The organism is Pseudonocardia aurantiaca (assembly GCF_039526725.1).
GTDB lineage: Bacteria > Actinomycetota > Actinomycetes > Mycobacteriales > Pseudonocardiaceae > Pseudonocardia > Pseudonocardia aurantiaca.
The window spans coordinates 289665-305138 of record NZ_BAAAJG010000002.1 but is presented as its reverse complement, the minus strand read 5'-3'; the positions used below and the strand labels follow the sequence as shown (position 1 = coordinate 305138).

The 15474-nt window shown below is 72.1% G+C and carries 19 protein-coding genes; 8 read left to right on the top strand and 11 right to left on the bottom strand.

Annotated elements, in window-relative coordinates; all coding sequences use genetic code 11:
* Position 1: 1 nt before the first annotated feature.
* Positions 2-1036 (bottom strand): maleylacetate reductase, encoded by a 1035-nt coding sequence (locus tag ABD143_RS03410; protein WP_343971018.1) that lies wholly within the window; start codon positions 1034-1036, stop codon positions 2-4.
* Between the two features lie 123 nt (positions 1037-1159).
* Here ABD143_RS03410 and ABD143_RS03405 point away from each other — a divergent pair, with 123 nt between their 5' ends.
* Positions 1160-2137, top strand: a complete 978-nt coding sequence (locus ABD143_RS03405) for a permease (protein WP_343971016.1) — start codon at positions 1160-1162, stop codon at positions 2135-2137.
* Positions 2134-2838, top strand: coding sequence for a TIGR03943 family putative permease subunit (locus tag ABD143_RS03400; protein ID WP_343971014.1), 705 nt, complete (start codon positions 2134-2136; stop codon positions 2836-2838). The genes ABD143_RS03405 and ABD143_RS03400 overlap by 4 nt, the downstream gene beginning before the upstream one ends.
* 64 nt (positions 2839-2902) lie before the next feature.
* On the opposite strand, the gene ABD143_RS03395 is transcribed toward ABD143_RS03400, so the two are convergent.
* The 5 genes from ABD143_RS03395 to ABD143_RS03375 all read right to left on the bottom strand — a co-directional run bounded on the left by ABD143_RS03395 (position 2903) and on the right by ABD143_RS03375 (position 6315).
* A complete protein-coding gene (locus ABD143_RS03395; protein ID WP_343971011.1) occupies positions 2903-3601 on the bottom strand; it encodes a hypothetical protein in 699 nt (232 codons plus the stop codon).
* Positions 3598-4485: an ABC transporter ATP-binding protein gene (locus ABD143_RS03390; RefSeq protein ID WP_343971008.1), complete on the bottom strand. Its 888-nt coding sequence runs from the start codon at positions 4483-4485 to the stop codon at positions 3598-3600. Before ABD143_RS03390 ends, ABD143_RS03395 begins: the two co-directional genes overlap by 4 nt.
* Positions 4482-4862, bottom strand: a complete 381-nt coding sequence (locus ABD143_RS03385) for a GntR family transcriptional regulator (RefSeq protein ID WP_343971005.1) — start codon at positions 4860-4862, stop codon at positions 4482-4484. The genes ABD143_RS03390 and ABD143_RS03385 overlap by 4 nt, the downstream gene beginning before the upstream one ends.
* Positions 4863-4942: 80 nt before the next feature.
* Positions 4943-5488 carry a hypothetical protein gene (locus tag ABD143_RS03380; protein ID WP_343971002.1) on the bottom strand — a complete coding sequence of 182 codons (546 nt, stop codon included), beginning with the start codon at positions 5486-5488 and terminating at the stop codon, positions 4943-4945.
* Between the two features lie 38 nt (positions 5489-5526).
* Positions 5527-6315 carry an ANTAR domain-containing protein gene (locus ABD143_RS03375; RefSeq protein ID WP_343971000.1) on the bottom strand — a complete coding sequence of 263 codons (789 nt, stop codon included), beginning with the start codon at positions 6313-6315 and terminating at the stop codon, positions 5527-5529.
* Positions 6316-6548: 233 nt separating this feature from the next.
* On the opposite strand from ABD143_RS03375, the gene ABD143_RS03370 reads away from it, so the two are divergent.
* Complete coding sequence (locus tag ABD143_RS03370; protein ID WP_343971643.1) at positions 6549-7631, top strand: glutamate--cysteine ligase; 1083 nt, start codon at positions 6549-6551, stop codon at positions 7629-7631.
* Between the two features lie 69 nt (positions 7632-7700).
* Here ABD143_RS03370 and ABD143_RS03365 read toward each other — a convergent pair whose 3' ends face one another.
* On the bottom strand, positions 7701-9848 hold the full coding sequence (locus ABD143_RS03365; RefSeq protein ID WP_343970998.1) for a 3-hydroxyacyl-CoA dehydrogenase NAD-binding domain-containing protein: 2148 nt from the start codon (positions 9846-9848) through the stop codon (positions 7701-7703).
* Between the two features lie 17 nt (positions 9849-9865).
* Positions 9866-11089 carry an acetyl-CoA C-acetyltransferase gene (locus tag ABD143_RS03360; RefSeq protein ID WP_343970996.1) on the bottom strand — a complete coding sequence of 408 codons (1224 nt, stop codon included), beginning with the start codon at positions 11087-11089 and terminating at the stop codon, positions 9866-9868.
* Positions 11090-11175: 86 nt separating this feature from the next.
* Between ABD143_RS03360 and ABD143_RS03355 the strand changes: the two genes are divergently transcribed.
* The gene (locus tag ABD143_RS03355; protein WP_343970994.1) at positions 11176-11904 is read left to right on the top strand and encodes a MerR family transcriptional regulator; all 729 of its coding nucleotides are present in this window, start codon (positions 11176-11178) and stop codon (positions 11902-11904) included.
* Here the strand turns inward: ABD143_RS03355 and ABD143_RS03350 are convergent.
* The gene (locus tag ABD143_RS03350; protein ID WP_343970991.1) at positions 11885-12274 is read right to left on the bottom strand and encodes a Rossmann-fold NAD(P)-binding domain-containing protein; all 390 of its coding nucleotides are present in this window, start codon (positions 12272-12274) and stop codon (positions 11885-11887) included. The two genes, ABD143_RS03355 and ABD143_RS03350, sit on opposite strands and share 20 nt — an antisense overlap.
* A gap of 75 nt (positions 12275-12349) precedes the next feature.
* Here ABD143_RS03350 and ABD143_RS03345 point away from each other — a divergent pair, with 75 nt between their 5' ends.
* The 4 genes from ABD143_RS03345 (at position 12350) to ABD143_RS03330 (ending at position 14065) form a co-directional block, all read left to right on the top strand.
* Positions 12350-12571, top strand: a complete 222-nt coding sequence (locus ABD143_RS03345) for a WHG domain-containing protein (protein WP_343971640.1) — start codon at positions 12350-12352, stop codon at positions 12569-12571.
* Positions 12572-12592: 21 nt separating this feature from the next.
* A complete protein-coding gene (locus tag ABD143_RS03340) occupies positions 12593-12931 on the top strand; it encodes a cupin domain-containing protein (protein ID WP_343970988.1) in 339 nt (112 codons plus the stop codon).
* Positions 12928-13347 carry an acyl-CoA thioesterase gene (locus tag ABD143_RS03335; RefSeq protein WP_343970985.1) on the top strand — a complete coding sequence of 140 codons (420 nt, stop codon included), beginning with the start codon at positions 12928-12930 and terminating at the stop codon, positions 13345-13347. Before ABD143_RS03340 ends, ABD143_RS03335 begins: the two co-directional genes overlap by 4 nt.
* Before the next feature lie 184 nt (positions 13348-13531).
* Positions 13532-14065, top strand: a complete 534-nt coding sequence (locus ABD143_RS03330) for a YbhB/YbcL family Raf kinase inhibitor-like protein (protein WP_343970982.1) — start codon at positions 13532-13534, stop codon at positions 14063-14065.
* A gap of 21 nt (positions 14066-14086) precedes the next feature.
* On the opposite strand, the gene ABD143_RS03325 is transcribed toward ABD143_RS03330, so the two are convergent.
* Both ABD143_RS03325 and ABD143_RS03320 read right to left on the bottom strand, forming a co-directional pair.
* The gene (locus ABD143_RS03325; protein ID WP_343970979.1) at positions 14087-15022 is read right to left on the bottom strand and encodes a phosphotransferase; all 936 of its coding nucleotides are present in this window, start codon (positions 15020-15022) and stop codon (positions 14087-14089) included.
* Positions 15023-15065: 43 nt separating this feature from the next.
* The gene (locus ABD143_RS03320) at positions 15066-15461 is read right to left on the bottom strand and encodes a DUF3224 domain-containing protein (RefSeq protein WP_343970976.1); all 396 of its coding nucleotides are present in this window, start codon (positions 15459-15461) and stop codon (positions 15066-15068) included.
* Positions 15462-15474: the final 13 nt, after the last annotated feature.

Below are 15474 nucleotides of genomic sequence, written 5' to 3'. Positions count from 1 at the left end.
CTCACGGTCGCTCTCCGGCCCAGGCCGCGCGCACCAGCCGCCGCAGGGCCCCGCCTCCGACCGGCACGGGGTTGTCCGCGGGCACCGCGGGTGCGGTGAGCGCTGCGACGTCGTCCACCTGCTCCGCGCGTAGCCCCAGGTCGCGCAGCCCCCGGGGCACGCCCATCTCCTCGGCCAGCGCTTGCAGCCCCCGCACCGGGTCCTCGACGCCGAGGGCCCGCGCGACGCGCGCCACCGCGTCCGGCGCCCCGGGGGCGTTGAACGCCAGCACGTGCGGGAGCACGACGGCGTGGGTCCGGGCATGTGGGAGCCCCATGCCACCGAGCACGTGGCAGAGCTTGTGGTGCAGGCCGGAACCGGCCGCGGCGAATGCGGTCGCGGTGAGCCACGCGCCGCGCAGCAGCGCCTCCGGGTCGTCCTTGCTCAGCCCGGCGGCGACGGCAGCGATCCCGTCCTCGGCGATCGCGGTGCTCACCGGGTTCCGCCGCGGCGCCCAGAATGCCTCGACGCCGTGCGCGAGCGCGTTGAAGCCGCTTGCGACGGCGAGGTCGCGCGGGAGCGAGGCCGTCAGCTCCGGGTCGTAGACGACGACCCGGGGCAGCACCGCCGGATCGGTGCCGGTGGTCTTGCGGTCGTCCTCGGTGAGGCCCCAGACCGCGGTGACCTCCGAGCCGGCGTACGTCGTCGGGACGGCGACGATCGGGATCCGCGCGGTGAGGGCCACCGCCTTCGCCGCGCCCGTGGTGGAGCCGCCGCCGATGCTGAGCACGGCGTCGGCGCGGGCTTCCGCGGCCGCGGCCCGGGCGGCCTCCGCCGTCGCGACCGGCACGTGCTCGCGCACGGCTGTGAACGTCGCGGCCACTGTGGAACCGAGCGGCGCCACGATCTCCCGCACCCGCTCGGCGTCCCGCTCGGAGGCGACGAGCAGCAGCCGCCGCGCACCGAGCCGCTCGATCTCGGAGGCCAGCCGGGTGCGCGCCGCACCGGCACCGAACACGATCCGTGCAGGGAGGGCGTCGTAGGTGAACTCCCGCACCGTGCCTCCTGTCGCCGCTGCGTCCATTATCGCCCGGGCTACTCGACGACCTGCTCCGGTGCGGAGCGGGAGTTCGCGCGTTCCGCCCCGCGGGCCCGGTCCCGGCTGGCAACATCACCTGCCGTGACCACCGCCACGGTTCCCCGGGTCACGTCGCTGCACGTGTTCTGCGCGGTGCTGCTGGCCGCGGTGCTCGCACGGCCGCTGATCACCGACGCGCTGTCCGCGCCCGTCCTGCAGACGGCGGCCACCGTGTTCGTGGCGGTCTGCGTGCAGGCGCTGCCGTTCCTCGTGTTCGGGGTGCTGCTCTCGGGGGTCATCGCCGCGTTCGTGTCGCCTGCCGTGCTGCGCCGGGCCCTGCCCGCGCGGCCGGCGGCCGCGGTGCCGGTGGCCGGAGCCGCCGCCCTGGTGCTCCCGGGGTGCGAGTGCGCGTCCGTGCCGGTGGCCCGGAGGCTGATCGGCCAGGGTGTGCCCGACGCCGCCGCGCTCACGTTCCTGCTCGCCGCCCCGGCGATCAACCCGGTGGTGCTGGTCGCCACCGCGGTCGCGTTCCCCGGTGAGCCGCGCATGGTGCTCGCGCGGTTCCTCGGCTCGCTGGCCACGGCATGCGCGCTGGGCTGGCTGTGGCAGCGGTTCGGGAAGGCCGAGTGGATCGCCGACCGGGCCCGGCGGGCGGTGCCCACCACGTCCGGGGGCGGTCGATGGGCGGTGCTCGCCGAGACCGCACGGCACGACCTCGTCTCCGCGGGCGGGTTCCTCGTGCTCGGCGCCTGCGCCGCGGCGGTGCTCTCCGTGCTCGTCCCGCCGGAGTGGATGGACGCGCTCGCGGGGCAGGTGCTGCTCGCCGTGGTCGTGATGGCCGTGCTCGCGGTGGTGCTCGCGCTGTGCAGCGAGGCCGACGCCTTCGTTGCGGCGTCGCTGTCGATGCTCCCGCTTCTGCCTCGGCTGGTGTTCCTCGTCGTCGGGCCAGCCGTGGACGTCAAGCTGATCGCGTTGCAGGCCGGCACGTTCGGCCGGGCGTTCGCCGTCCGGTTCGCACCCGCGACGTTCGTGGTCGCCGTGCTGTGCGCGGTCGGGTCCGGGCTTGCGGTACTGCCATGAGTCGCGACACGCAGCACGTGCTGCTCGTACTGCTCGGCGGGGCCCTGCTGCGCATCGCCGCCGACGAAACCTACCTGCGCTACGTCCGCCCGTCGCACCGCTGGCTGCTGCTCGCGGCCGGCGCGGTGATCGTGGTGCTCGCCGTGGTGGCGCTGGTGCGCGACCGGACCGGCGCCCCCGCACACTCCGACGTCCACGACCACGCCGGAGCCGAACGGCACGTCCCGTGGCTGCTGCTCGCGCCGGTGCTGGTGATCGCGCTGGTAGCCCCGCCCGCACTCGGTGCGGACGCCGTGGCCAGGGCCGGGGCGCGCAACGCCGTGGTGCAGAACTCCGATGCGTTCCCACCGCTCCCACAAGGCGACCCGGCCGAGCTGACCGTGGCCGACTTCGTGGAGCGGGCGGCCTGGGACACCGCAGGCACCCTCGCCGGCCGGCCGGTCGTGCTCACCGGCTTCGCGGTGCGCCGGGGTGCGGCCACCGACCTCGCGCGTATGACGATCGCCTGCTGCGCCGCCGACGCCCGCCCCAACCGCGTACGGCTGGTGGGCGACATCGGGGAGATCGCCCCGGACACGTGGCTGCGGGTGGTCGGCGTCGTGCAGGCGGGCAGCGCGACCCTTGCCACGGGCTACGTCCCGGCAATGACCGTCACGGCGGTGACGCCGGTACCTGCTCCCACCGACCCGTACGAGTACTGAGCGCCGGCCGGACATGCCGGAAGGCCACGCCCGCCTCCCCCAGCGGACGTGGCCTTCCGGCCCCTCATGGCGTCGCGCGGCGGATGGCCAACCACCCTGCCCCGCCCAGCACCAGGGCGATCAGCAGCGGGTAGACCGTGAGCAGCACGAGCGTGGACTGGCTGGTGAAGAACGACCCGACGGCAGGCCACCACCGCTGCCAGGTGATCAGTACCGCGAGGCCGCCGAGCACGACGGCCGAGCCGAGGCTCACCATGTAGACGCCCGGCTGCCCCCACCGTTTGAAGACCACGCCCATGAAGACCCCGATCGCCGAGACCGCCAGGAACGGCACCGTGTAGGCGAGCCATTGCGCGAACACGTTGCTCTGCACGAGGAACGGCAGCCCGAAGAACCGGACCCCGACTCCCCATCCGCCAGTGCCGCTCTCCACCAGCCGGAGCGCCGCCAGGACCACCCCGTACACCGCTGCCTGCGCCGTCACCAGCAACGCGGTGCCTGCGTAGAACGTCCGGCGGGTGACGCCCATCCCGAGCGCGAACGGGAACATCTGCGTGATCGTCTGCAGGTGCACCACGAGCATCACGAAGTAGATCGACATCAGTGCGCCGGTGGTCCGGCCGTCCGGCGGGGCGGCGTCGCCGATCGCACCGAAGAGCACGATGTTGAACACCAGAATGAGGGCCAGCAAACCGACCGGCCACGCGAGAACCCACGGCCAGTTGACCGTCTGGATGCGGGCGACGTCGAGCACCCTCCTCATCGGACTCCCCCGTTCCCGGCGCCGACCGGCGCTCCATTCGTCTGCGTGGTGCGGACGACCAGTTGCTGGAGCGACACCGGCTCGAACTCCAGACCGCCGACCATCGGGCGCTCCGGCACGCCGGACACCGTGACGCGCAGGAAGCCGCCGAGCTGCTCGCGGTGCAACTGCGTGCGCCCCGCCACGAACGACTCGACCGCCGCGACGGGACCCGTGACCGTCACCGCACGGCTGCGCAGCGCGTCGGCGTCCTCGTCGATGAGCACACGGCCCTTGTCGATGAGCACGACGTGCTCGATCAGGTCGCTGACCTCGTCGATCAGGTGCGTCGAGAGCACCACGGTCCGCGGGTGTTCGGAGTAGTCGGCGAGCAGCCGGTCGTAGAACATCTGCCGCGCCACGGCGTCGAGGCCGAGGTAGGGCTCGTCGAAGAAAGTCAGCGGGGCCCGTGACGCGAGCCCGATGATCACGCCGACGATCGACAGCATGCCGCGCGAGAGCTTCTTGATCGACCGGTCCGCGGGCAACCCGAAGTCGGCGATCAGCTCGCGGGCGAACCCGTCGTCCCAGCTCGCGTGGAGCAGCTGCGCGGCCCGCATCGCGTGCTTGACCTTGAAGTTGTCCGGGTAGCGCTGGCTCTCCTTGATGAAGCACACGCGGTTGAGCACGTTCGCGTTCTCGTACGGGTGCTGCCCGAAGACCTCCACTGTGCCGGCCGTCTCGAAGCCCTGACCGGTGAGGATCTGCATCACCGTGGTCTTGCCGGCTCCGTTGCGCCCGAGGAGCCCGTGGATCCGGTTCTCCTGCAGCTCCATGCTGACGCCGTCGAGTGCGGTGAGGTCGCCGTAGCGCTTGCTCACCCCGCTCATACGTACGACCGTCACGACTCGTCCCCCCAGGTGTCGATCAGCTTCTTGATCTCCTCGGCGTCCATGCCGAGCTTGCGGGCCTCCGCGATCAGCGGGGCCACGTACTGGCGCGCGAAGTCCTCGCGCCGGCGTTCCAACAGCTGCGTCCGCGCGCCTGTGGCGACGAACATGCCGATCCCTCGTCTCTTGTAGAGCACGCCGTCGGCCACGAGCTGGTTGACGCCCTTCGCCGCCGTGGCCGGGTTGATGCGGTGGAAGGCCGCGAGCTCGTTCGTCGACGGCACCTGCGCCTCCTCGGGGAGCGTGCCGTCGACGATGGAGCCCTCGAGCTGTTCGGCGATCTGCAGGAACAGCGGCCGTCCGTCGTCCTTCACCCCGACCCCCGAGTCCATCGGTCCGTCGGTTCATTACTCATGTAGCTAACCATGTAGCTGCGCAAGCTCGTTGTCAAGCGCGACGGAAGAACCGCTGGTCAGCGGCGGCGTTCGACAGCCCAGGCGACGCCGGCAGCCGCCACGGCGAGCACCGGGCCGAGCAGGGCCTCGCCGACCGGAGGCGGCCCGCCCGCCACGATCGCCTGCACGGCGGAGCCGACCGGCGGCAGCCACGACTGCACCGCCGTGATCGTGACGATCGCGAGCCCGAGGCAGAACGACCAGCCGATCCGCCGGACGAGCGGGCGGGCGCAGAGCAGCCCGACGGCGGTGCCGGTCGTGGCGCAGGCGACGTGGGCGAGCGCGCCGACGAGCAGCACCGACGGCGGGCAGGGGTGGCGCGCGACGACCAGCGGCGCGAGCACCGGGAGCGCGGCCATCACCAGCCCGCCCGCCAGCGCCACGAGCAGCGTCCCGGCGGCGACCGGCGCGAAGCCACCTGCCGCCGCCACCGTGACCGGGCGCTGCTCGGGCGCCTCGGCGTTCGCAACGACCACGGCGAACCAGGCCGCCGCCGGGTAGAGCACGAGCGCCGTCACGGCCCACGGCCCGGGCGCCGCCCCGGGGTCACCGCCGTAGAGCACACCGAGGATGCTGCCGCACCGGGGTCATGGCCCTGCGGTCAGATCTCAGCGCGCCGGTCCACCAGCGTCTTGGCCACCTGTGTGAGCTTGATGTTCAGCGACTGCGACGCCTCGCGCAGCACGTTGAACGCCTCGTCGGCGGAGATCTTCCGGCGCTCCATGAGGATGCCCTTTGCCTGGCCGATGACGTCCCTGGTGTTCAGTGCCTGCCGCAGCTGCGCGGCCTCGAGCTCGGCCGCCGTGCACGCCAGGGTGGACGCGAGAGCCGTCGCGGCGTGCGCCGCGAGCACGAGCGCGATGTCTCGGTCCCGCTCGTCGAGTCCGTTCACCTCGCGCGAGTAGAGGTTCAGAGCGCCCATCCGCGGGGTGTCGCCGCCGTGCGGGAACAGGCCGACCGCGAGCACGCTGTGCACGCCCACCGCCGCGGCGGCCCGTCCGAAGCGTGGGAAGGCGCACTCCCCGCCGAGGTCGGCGCAGAACGTGACGCCGAGTCCCGCGGTGCGGGTGGCCTCGACGCACGGTCCCTCGTCGAGCTCGTACTGGATCTCGTCGAGGCGGGTCGCAAGCGCGTGGGTCTCGGCAGGTGTCGTGTACCCGCTCGGCGAGCGCAGCGTCACGCTGACGAGGTCGGCCCCCGGCACGACCCGGTTCGCCGCTTCCACGATCCGCCGGAGCACGCCCGTCACATTCGTCTCGCCGGCGAGGAGCCGGGCGACCTCCACGAACTCGAGGGCGAGCGGTCCGGCCGCCTCGGCGATCTCGGCGATCGGGTCCGGTCCGACGTCGACGGCGATCGTCGACGCCTCCTCGGGCCACTGCTGTTCCATTCCCACGCCCACCTCGATCCTTCGCCGCATCCCGACCGGTGCGGAAGCTTCGCTCAGACCCGGCCCGGGGGCAAGCCTGCGAGGGGATGCGCGACGTCCGGACCTGCCGCCCCCGAGACGGTCGAGGATCGTGAACACCCAGTCGGCCACACGCGAGGGTGCCCGACACGTCGCGTGACGAACCAAGAGCTGCGCGCGACACCGCGCCCGCCGCCCCCCATACTGCTCGCGTGATGCTGCGCACGGTGGGCGTCGAAGAAGAGTTTCTGCTGGTGGACCCGGTGTCGGGACTGCCGCGGGCGGTCGGGCAGGCGGTACTCGCCTCGAACGGCGCGAAGGAGGCGGGCGAGGAGGTCACCGAGGAGCTGCACCTCGAGCAGATCGAGACCGGCACGAAGCCCTGCCACGGACTCAACGAGCTGGGAGCCCAGCTGCGCTCCGCACGGGCCACGGCCGCGGGGGCCGCTCTCGACGTCGGGGTGGCGCTCGCCCCGCTCGCCACCTCGCCGCTGCCCGTCGAGCCGACGGTCTCACCGTCGCGCCGCTACGCCGAGATGGCCCGCCGGTTCGGGCTCACCACGTACGAGCAGCTGACGTGCGGGTGCCACGTGCACGTGGCGATCGACTCCGCCGAGGAGGGCGTCGCCGCGCTGGACCGGATCCGGCCGTGGCTCGCGCCCCTCCAGGCCCTGAGCACGAACTCCCCGTTCTGGGCGGGCGAGGACTCGGGTTACGCCGGCTACCGCGCGCAGGTCTGGCAGCGCTGGCCGTCTGCCGGGCCGTACGCGCCGTTCGGCTCGGCGGCCGGCTACCAGGCGTTCGTCGACTCGCTGCTCGCCACCGACACTCTCCTCGACGAGGGCATGGTCTATCTGGACGCGCGGCTGTCACGCTGGCACCCGACCGTCGAGGTGCGGGTGGCGGATGTCTGCCTCGACGCGGACGACGCCGTGCTCGTGGCCGCGCTCGTCCGCGCGCTGGTGCAGACAGCCGTCGACGCGTGGAAGGCGGGCCGGGAACCCGACCCGGTGCGTACGGAGGTGCTTCGGCTCGCGGCGTGGCGGGCCGGCCGCTCCGGTGTGACGGGCGAGCTCCTGCACCCGCTGAGCTGGCGCCCCGCCCCCGCCGCGGAGGTGCTGGACGCGCTGGTCGGGCACGTGGCACAGGCGCTGGAGGAGGCCGGGGACCTGCTCACGGTCCGCGGCCTGCTGAAGGCGGTGCTGGCGCGCGGCACAGGCGCGCAACGCCAGCGGAGCGTGCTGAACCGAACGGGCGACCTCGCCGCGGTGGTCCGCGACGCAACCACCCACCCCTGATTGCAGCAACGCCACTTTCACGCAACGTGCTGGCGTGAAAGTGGCTTTGCTGCAACTCGGGAGGGGCGCCTATGCCGCCGCCCGCTTGCGGAGGCTCTCCGGCACCGCGAAGCGCTTGCCGTACTTCTTCGCGAACTCGTCCGCCCGCGCCACGAACCCCGCGACGCCGCCCGGGTAGCCCTCGACGTACTGCACCACGCCCCCGGTCCAAGGCGGGAAGCCGATGCCGAAGATCGAGCCGATGTTGGCGTCCGGCACCGAGGTGAGCACGCCCTCGTCGAAGCACTTCTGCGTCTCGATGGCCTCGACGAAGAGCATGCGCTCCGACAGCTCGTGCAGGTCGACGTCGTGGTTCGTGGCGCCGAACTGCTCGCGCAGACCCGGCCACAGCTGCGTCCGCTTGCCGTCGGCGTACTCGTAGAACCCGGCGCCCGCGCTCTTGCCCTTGCGGTTGAACTCGGCCACGAGCCGGTCGATGACCGCCTCGGCCGGGTGCGGGTCCCACGTGCCGCCCGCGGCCTCCACGGCCGCCTTCGACTCGTTGCGGATCTTCTGGGGCAGCGTGAGCGTGAGCTCGTCCATCAGCTGCAGCACCGGGGCCGGGTAGCCCGCCTGCGACGACGCCTGCTCGATCGTCTGCGGGTCGATGCCCTCGGCGAGCATCGCGACGCCCTCGTTGATGAACGTGCCGATCACGCGGCTGGTGAAGAAGCCGCGGCTGTCGTTGACGACGATCGGGGTCTTCTTGATCCCCAGCGTGACGTCGAAGGCCTTGGCCAGCGCGGCGTCCGAGGTGCGATCGCCGCGGATGATCTCAACCAGCGGCATCTTGTCGACGGGCGAGAAGAAGTGCAGCCCGATGAAGTCGCCCTGGCGGTCGAGGCCCGCCGCGAGCTCGGTGATCGGGAGCGTGGAGGTGTTCGAGCAGAGCAGTGCGTCCGGCTCGATCACCTTCATCGCCTCGCGGAACACCTCCTGCTTGAGCTGCACCGACTCGAACACGGCCTCGATGACGATGTCGCAGCCCGCGAGGTCGTTGTAGTCGGCGGTCGGGGTGATCCGCTCCAGCAGTGCCTCACCCTTCTCCAGGGTGGTCTTCCCGCGTTTGACGCCCTTCGCGACGAGGCTCTCCGAGTAGGTCTTGCCCTTCTCGGCCGCCTCCAGCGAGACATCCTTGAGCACGACCTCCCAGCCGGCCAGCGCGCAGACGTAGGCGATGCCCGCGCCCATCATCCCGGCGCCGAGCACGGCGACCTTGCGTGGCTGCCACTTCTCGTAGCCGTCGGGACGGGACTTCCCGCCGTTGATGGCCTGCAGGTCGAAGAAGAACGCCTTCGTCATGTTCTTCGCGACCTGGCCGGTGATCAGCTCGGTGAAGTACCGCGCCTCGATCCGGAACGCCGTGTCGACGTCCACCTGCGTGCTCTCGACGGCCGCCGCGAGGATGTTGCGCGGCGCGGGCATCGGCGCGCCCTTGAGCTGCTTGCGCAGGTTGGCGGGGAACGCGGGCAGGATCGAGGCCAGCTTCGGGCTCGACGGGGTGCCGCCGGGGATCCGGTACCCGGGCTGCTCCCACGGCTGCTTCGCCTCGGGGTTGGCGGCGATCCACGCGCGTGCCTTGTCGAGCATCTCCTCGTGGCTCGACGCCAGCTCGTCGATGATCCCGATCTCCAGTGCCTTCGCCGGCTTGTGCCGCTGGCCCTGCACCAGCACGTTCATCACGGCGTTCGCGATGCCGAGCATGCGGACGGTGCGCACGACCCCACCGCCGCCGGGCAGCAGGCCGAGCGTCACCTCGGGCAGCCCGTAGACCACACCCTTCGCGTCGAGACCGATGCGGTGGTGGCACGCGAGGCCGATCTCCAGGCCGCCGCCGAGCGCGGTGCCGTTCATCGCTGCGACGACCGGCTTCCCGAGCTTCTCCAGCCTGCGGAGCTGGTTCTTGACCGTCATGGAGTTCTCCATGACGTCGGGCGCGTCGGCCGGGGTCGCCTTGATCATGGAGTCGAGGTCACCGCCCGCGAAGAACGTCTTCTTCGCGGACGTGACGATCACGCCGCTGATGGCGTCCTTGTCGGCCACGAGCGCGTCGACGCATTCGCCCATCGCGGCGACGTAACGGTCGTTCATCGTGTTGGCGCTGCGGCCCGGGTCGTCGAGCGTGACGACGACGATCCCGTCCTCGCCCTTCTCCCAGCGAACGGCCTTCTCACTCACGGTTCTGCAGTCCCTTCTCAGGAGAGGCGCTCGACGACGGTGGCGATGCCCATGCCGCCGCCGACGCAGAGCGTGGCGACGCCGAAACGCTGGCCGCGACGCTCGAGCTCGTCGATCAGCGTGCCGAGGATCATCGCGCCGGTGGCGCCCAGCGGGTGGCCCATGGCGATCGCGCCGCCGTTGACGTTGACCTTGTCGTGCGGCACGCCCATGTCCTTCATGAACCGCAGGACGACGGCGGCGAAGGCCTCGTTCATCTCGAAGAGGTCGATCTGGTCGGCGGTCATCCCGGCGCGGGCGAGCGCCTTGCGGGTGGCCGGGGCCGGGCCCGTCAGCATGATCGTCGGGTCCGAACCGGACAGCGCGGTGGAGACGATCCGGGCGCGTGGGGTGAGTCCGGCGGCCTTGCCCGCGGCCTCGGTGCCGATGAGCACGAGCGCGGCGCCGTCGACGATGCCGGAGGAGTTGCCGGCCGTGTGCACGTGGTTGATCTTCTCGACCCAGTGGTAGCGCTGGAGCGCGACGGCGTCGAACCCGCCCTGGTCGCCGATCATCTCGAACGAGGGCTGCAACCCGCCGAGGGCGTCGAGGGTGGTGCCCGCGCGCACGTGCTCGTCGCGGTCGAGCACGGTGAGCCCGTTGCGGTCCTTCACGGGCACGACGGACCGGGCGAAGTAGCCGTTGGCCCACGCCTTGGCCGCCCGGGTCTGGGACTCGAGCGCGTAGGCGTCGACGTCGTCGCGGTCCCAGCCCTCCAGCGTGGCGATGAGGTCGGCCCCGATGCCCTGCGGCACGAAGCCCGTCTCGTAGGAAGTCTCCGGGTCCATGGCCCACGCGCCGCCGTCGGAGCCCATCGGCACGCGGGACATGGCCTCGACGCCACCCGCGAGCACGAAGTCGGCCATGCCGGCCCGCACCTGGTGAGTGGCGTTGTTGACGGCGTCGAGACCGGAGGCGCAGAACCGGTTGAGCTGCACACCGGCCGTCGTCTCCGGCAGGCCGCCGAGGATCGCGGCGGTCTTCGCGATGTCGCCGCCCTGGTCGCCGATCGGCGAGACGACGCCGAGCACGACGTCGTCGATCGCGGTGGGGTCGAGCTCGGGGAAGCGGGCCCGCAGTTCGTGGATCAGCCCGACGACGAGCGAGACGGGTTTGGTCTCGTACAGCGAGCCAGAGGCTTTGCCCCGGCCGCGAGGGGTACGGATGGCGTCGTAGACGAATGCCTCAGGTATCTCGCTCATGCCAACCTCTCATCGACGGCGAGCTTCACCCCTTTTGTTACAGCAGAACTGTCACATTGGTCAAGGCGTGCCGTAACCTGCCACCCATGGCGGCACCAGCCCTACCCGACCAGGGCGATCTCCTGACGATCGACCAGCTCTCGGAGCGCACAGGGATCACCGTCCGCAACATCCGCTACTACGCCGGGCGCGGCCTGCTCCCGCCCCCGCAGCTGCGCGGCCGCACCGGTCTGTACGGCCCCGACCACCTCGCCCGGCTGGAGCTGGTGAGCGAGCTGTCCGCGCTCGGCTTCACCCTCTCGGCGATCGAGAGCCATCTGGAGCGGCTGCCCCCGTCGGTCGGCGCGGCCGAGCTGACGCTGCAGCGGGTGCTGCTCACGCCGTGGGTGCCGGAGGAGATCGAGGAGCTCGACCGGGCCGAGCTGGACCGCCGCGCCGGCCGCTCGCTGACGACCGACGACGTCGACGCCCTCGAGCGCCTCGGCGCCATCAGCCCGATGTCCGAAGGGCGGGTGCAGCTGCACGGCTCGGGTGCGCTGAGCAGTGCGCTCGCGGTCATCGACTCGGGCCTGCCGAGCGACGTGTGGCGCCGCGCCCACGAGCTGATCCAGCTGCACACCGCCGCGCTCGCCGACGACCTCATGGCGATGTTCCAGGACGAGGTCCTGCAGCCCTACCGCGACCGCGGCCGGCGCGCCGACGAGCGCATGCGGCTCGCCCGTGCGATGTCGCAGCTCAAGCCCGTCACCGTGCACGGCGTGGCCACGGCGTTCGGCCGGGCGGTGAACCGGGCGATCAGGGAGCGGATGGGGTAGCCGCGGCACGCGTTCCGGAGCGCCGAGCGAGGCCGCCGACCGTCTCCACGATCGCCTCCCCCACCGGCGTCGGCTCGATACCGAACATGGTGGTGGCCGCCGAGGAGTCCAGGACGAACGGGCGCCGGAACTGGTACTGCGTCTCACGCAGCTCGCGGGCCAGCGGATCGAACACCCCACCCAGCCAGAGAACGGGGGCCGGCATCGTCGAGAGACGAGGGCGCGGCACTCCTGCTGCCGCGCACGCGCGGCCGGCCACCTCACGGACGGACAGCGCGGGCGCCGCCGGCACGTGCCAGGCCCGGCCCCAGGCCCGCTCGTCCTCGGCGGCGGCGACGAGGGTGCTCGCGACGTCGTCCACGTAGGTCAAACTGTGCAGTGCATCCTGAACGACGCAGCCGCCACCGGCTCACTCGCCGCCACGCCGCGTGACCCGCCCGCCTGACTGCGCGCCGACCTCGCGCGGCTCGTCGGGCAGGCACCCGGTGGCGTCCCCGACTCGCGCGCGTCCGACCGCGTGATGCTGGCCGGTCTCGCCGCCTGGACACAGCTGTTCGGCCTGATCAGCTTCGAGGTGTTCGGCAGGCTCGACGAGATGTTCGCCCACCGCGCCGAGCACTTCGACCACCAGATGCACGCGATGGCGGACGCAGCCGGAATCCCCTGATCGTCCCGGTACGGTCGCGACATGCAGGTGTTGCAGGGCGCAGCCGCCTTCTCGGTCCCCGACGGGAAGCCCAGTCACTACGAGGAACACCTCCGGGTTCCAGATCTCTCCGTCGGCACGTACTGCATCCCCGTCGGCGGCAAGGACGGGCAGCAGCCGCACACCGAGGACGAGATCTACGTCGTGGTCAGCGGCCGGGGTTGGCTGGAGGCGGAGTCGGGCAGCACCGACGTCGGACCGGGGAGCGTCGTGTTCGTGCCGGCAGGCGAGCCGCACCGATTCACCGACGTCACCAAGGACCTCGCCGTGCTCGTGGTGTTCGGGCCTGCGGAGTACTCGCGGGCAGGAGCGCCGACGTGAGCGATGTCTTCACCCATCCCGTCCCGGTCCGGTACCTCGAGGTCGACGCGCAGGGCGTGGTCTTCAACTCCTGGTACCTCGCGTACTTCGACGACGCGATGACCGCGTTTCTCGCCGCCCGCGGCCTCCCCTACCCGGCGATGCTGGAGGCGGGCTACGACGTGCAGGTCGTGCGGTCGGAGATCGACTGGAAGTCGGGTGTGCGCTGGCAGGACGCCATCGAGGTGGCCGTGTCCACCGCGCGGATCGGCCGCACCAGCTTCGCGCTCGACTTCGAGGTGCGCCGCGACGGGCACGAGGTCACGTGCGCCGGGCGCAGCATGTACGTGGTGATCGCGACCGACGGCTCCGGCAAGCGCGAGATCCCGCCCGTGATCGCGGACGCGCTCGGCGAGCCGGCGCCGCTGCGGGACTGAGCTGCGGGACTGAGCTGCGGGACTGAGCTGCGGGACTGACTAGCCGACGTCGCTCGTACGTGTGACGGTCGCCGCCGCTCGGACGCAACGGTCGCAACGGCCGCCGTACCGTGGCCATGCGGCGCCGTCCGGGCGGGAGGACGATCACCGCGACCGCAGGAATCCCTCGTGGAAGGACAATCTGATGAGTCGCAAACCCTACGACGAGCTCCCCGACGTCCCGTCCTTCACGGTGACGAGCACCGACGTCGCCGACGGGCAGGAGCTCTCGACCCCGCACCGCAGCGGGGTGATGGGCGCCGGCGGCGAGGACGCGTCGCCGCAGCTGGAGTGGAGCGGGTTCCCGGAGGGCACGAAGTCCTTCGCCGTCACCGTGTACGACCCCGACGCCCCCACCGCCTCCGGCTTCTGGCACTGGGCCGTGGCCGACATCCCGGCGTCGGTCACCTCGCTGCCCACCGGCGCGGGCGACGACGAGGGTTCCGGCCTGCCCGCCGGCGCCGTCCAGTTCGCGAACGACGCGGGTACGAAGCGCTTCGTCGGCGCCGCGCCCCCGCCCGCCCACGGCCCCCACCGGTACTTCATCGCCGTGCACGCGGTGGACGTCGAGAGCCTCGGGCTGCCGGCGGACGCCACCCCGGCCTTCCTCGGTTTCAACCTGTTCAGCCACACGCTGGCCCGCGCCGTCATCGTGCCGACGTACGAGAACAAGGGCTGACCCAGCAAGGGCTGAACAAGCTCAGCCGAGGCGGGCGCGCAGCCAGCGCAGGGCCGCCTCGCCCTGGGCACGCTGGAACGCCCGTAGCCGCTGGAGGTTGCGCGGCGGCGGTTGCAGCGAGCCGTACAGGAAGAATCCCGTCAGGCCGACGAGAACCGCCGTGACCGCATCCGGGTCGGCCTCCCGCGCAGGCGGGAAGCCGGCCCATACGGGCTGCGGGTCGGTGCCCGTTGCCGCTGCGCTCGGCAGCAGGAACAGCAGGTCGAGCCACGGGGCGCCGATCCGGGCGTGCGGCCAGTCGACGAACACCACGCGGTCCGGCGTGAGCAACACGTTGTCGGCACGCAGGTCGCAGTGGACGAGCGAGCCGCCTTCAGCCGCCCCGACCGATGTCGACTCGATCGCGGCCAGCTCGTCGAGCCGCTCGACGACCCACGGGCCCAACGCGGCGGCGGACGCAGGATCGGCGGCGAGAGTTCGCCAGCCGCAGAACATCTCGGTGTCGAGGTCGGCGATCGGGGGCGCGTCGATCGGGCTGGGCGTCAGGTCGGCGGCGAGCACGGCCATCGCGTCGACGACCCGGCGCAGCTCGACGGGCCGCCAGGGCTCGACCGGTGCCATCCCGTCGACGTCCTCGGTGACGATCGCGACCCAGTCGCCGTCGTCGTAGCTGCCGAGCAGCGCCGGCACCGGGAGCCCGGGCGGCAGCGCACTCAGCACGCCGATCTCGCGGCGGTGCGCACCCGGTGAGTCGACGTTGCGCTCGAGCCCCACCGCCTTCGCGAACGCGCGACGCCCGTCGGCCAGCACCAGGCGCGCCGCCAGCCCTGGTGAGAACCCCAGCGGCTGGCTGCGGGCGGCCACGACCGCCGATCCGAGGATGTCCTCGATCGCCGTGCGCACCCGCTCCGGCACCTCGTCGAAGGTGAGCCGGGAGCCGTGCCGCCGCGTGTCCACGGGGCGAGACCACCGCATTACCCGCGCTGCCGTCGAGCGGATTTCAGCCGAGCTCGTACTCCAACGTGTAGGTGTGCTCGCCGTCGTCGGCTCGTACGATCGCCAGCTCCCCGCGCAGGCCGGCCAGCTCACCGGTGCCCGAGCCGGGCACCACGTCGACGCGGAAGTCGCCGCCGCCGTCCGCGCCTCCGACTGCCGAGTGCCGCAGCACGAACGTGCCCTTCCGCCTGTCGATGGCTGCGGTCACCCGCTCGATCCCGACGTACGCGGCGGAGCCGTCCTGCGCGAGGGCCTGGAGGATCTCCGCGGCGCTCGTGCCGGAGAGGCCGCCCTCGAAGGCCTTCGTGTTGCGCACCCGCACGAGCTTCGCGCCCTCGGCGTCGTCGAAGACCTCCTCGTCCCAGCTCGTCAGGTCGAAGCGTCCGGCGGTCGTCGTCATGGCGTCATCCTCC

Excerpts from the sequence above, each read along its gene's own strand:
- ABD143_RS03400 (WP_343971014.1), top strand. The coding sequence starts at position 2,134 with ATGAGTCGCGACACGCAGCACGTGCTGCTCGTACTGCTCGGCGGGGCC.
- ABD143_RS03330 (WP_343970982.1), top strand. The coding sequence starts at position 13,532 with ATGAGTCGCAAACCCTACGACGAGCTCCCCGACGTCCCGTCCTTCACG.
- ABD143_RS03340 (WP_343970988.1), top strand. The coding sequence starts at position 12,593 with ATGCAGGTGTTGCAGGGCGCAGCCGCCTTCTCGGTCCCCGACGGGAAG.
- ABD143_RS03395 (WP_343971011.1), bottom strand. The coding sequence starts at position 3,601 with ATGAGGAGGGTGCTCGACGTCGCCCGCATCCAGACGGTCAACTGGCCG.
- ABD143_RS03385 (WP_343971005.1), bottom strand. The coding sequence starts at position 4,862 with ATGGACTCGGGGGTCGGGGTGAAGGACGACGGACGGCCGCTGTTCCTG.
- ABD143_RS03355 (WP_343970994.1), top strand. The coding sequence starts at position 11,176 with ATGGCGGCACCAGCCCTACCCGACCAGGGCGATCTCCTGACGATCGAC.
- ABD143_RS03375 (WP_343971000.1), bottom strand. The coding sequence starts at position 6,315 with ATGGAACAGCAGTGGCCCGAGGAGGCGTCGACGATCGCCGTCGACGTC.
- ABD143_RS03360 (WP_343970996.1), bottom strand. The coding sequence starts at position 11,089 with ATGAGCGAGATACCTGAGGCATTCGTCTACGACGCCATCCGTACCCCT.
- ABD143_RS03370 (WP_343971643.1), top strand. The coding sequence starts at position 6,549 with ATGCTGCGCACGGTGGGCGTCGAAGAAGAGTTTCTGCTGGTGGACCCG.
- ABD143_RS03320 (WP_343970976.1), bottom strand. The coding sequence starts at position 15,461 with ATGACGACGACCGCCGGACGCTTCGACCTGACGAGCTGGGACGAGGAG.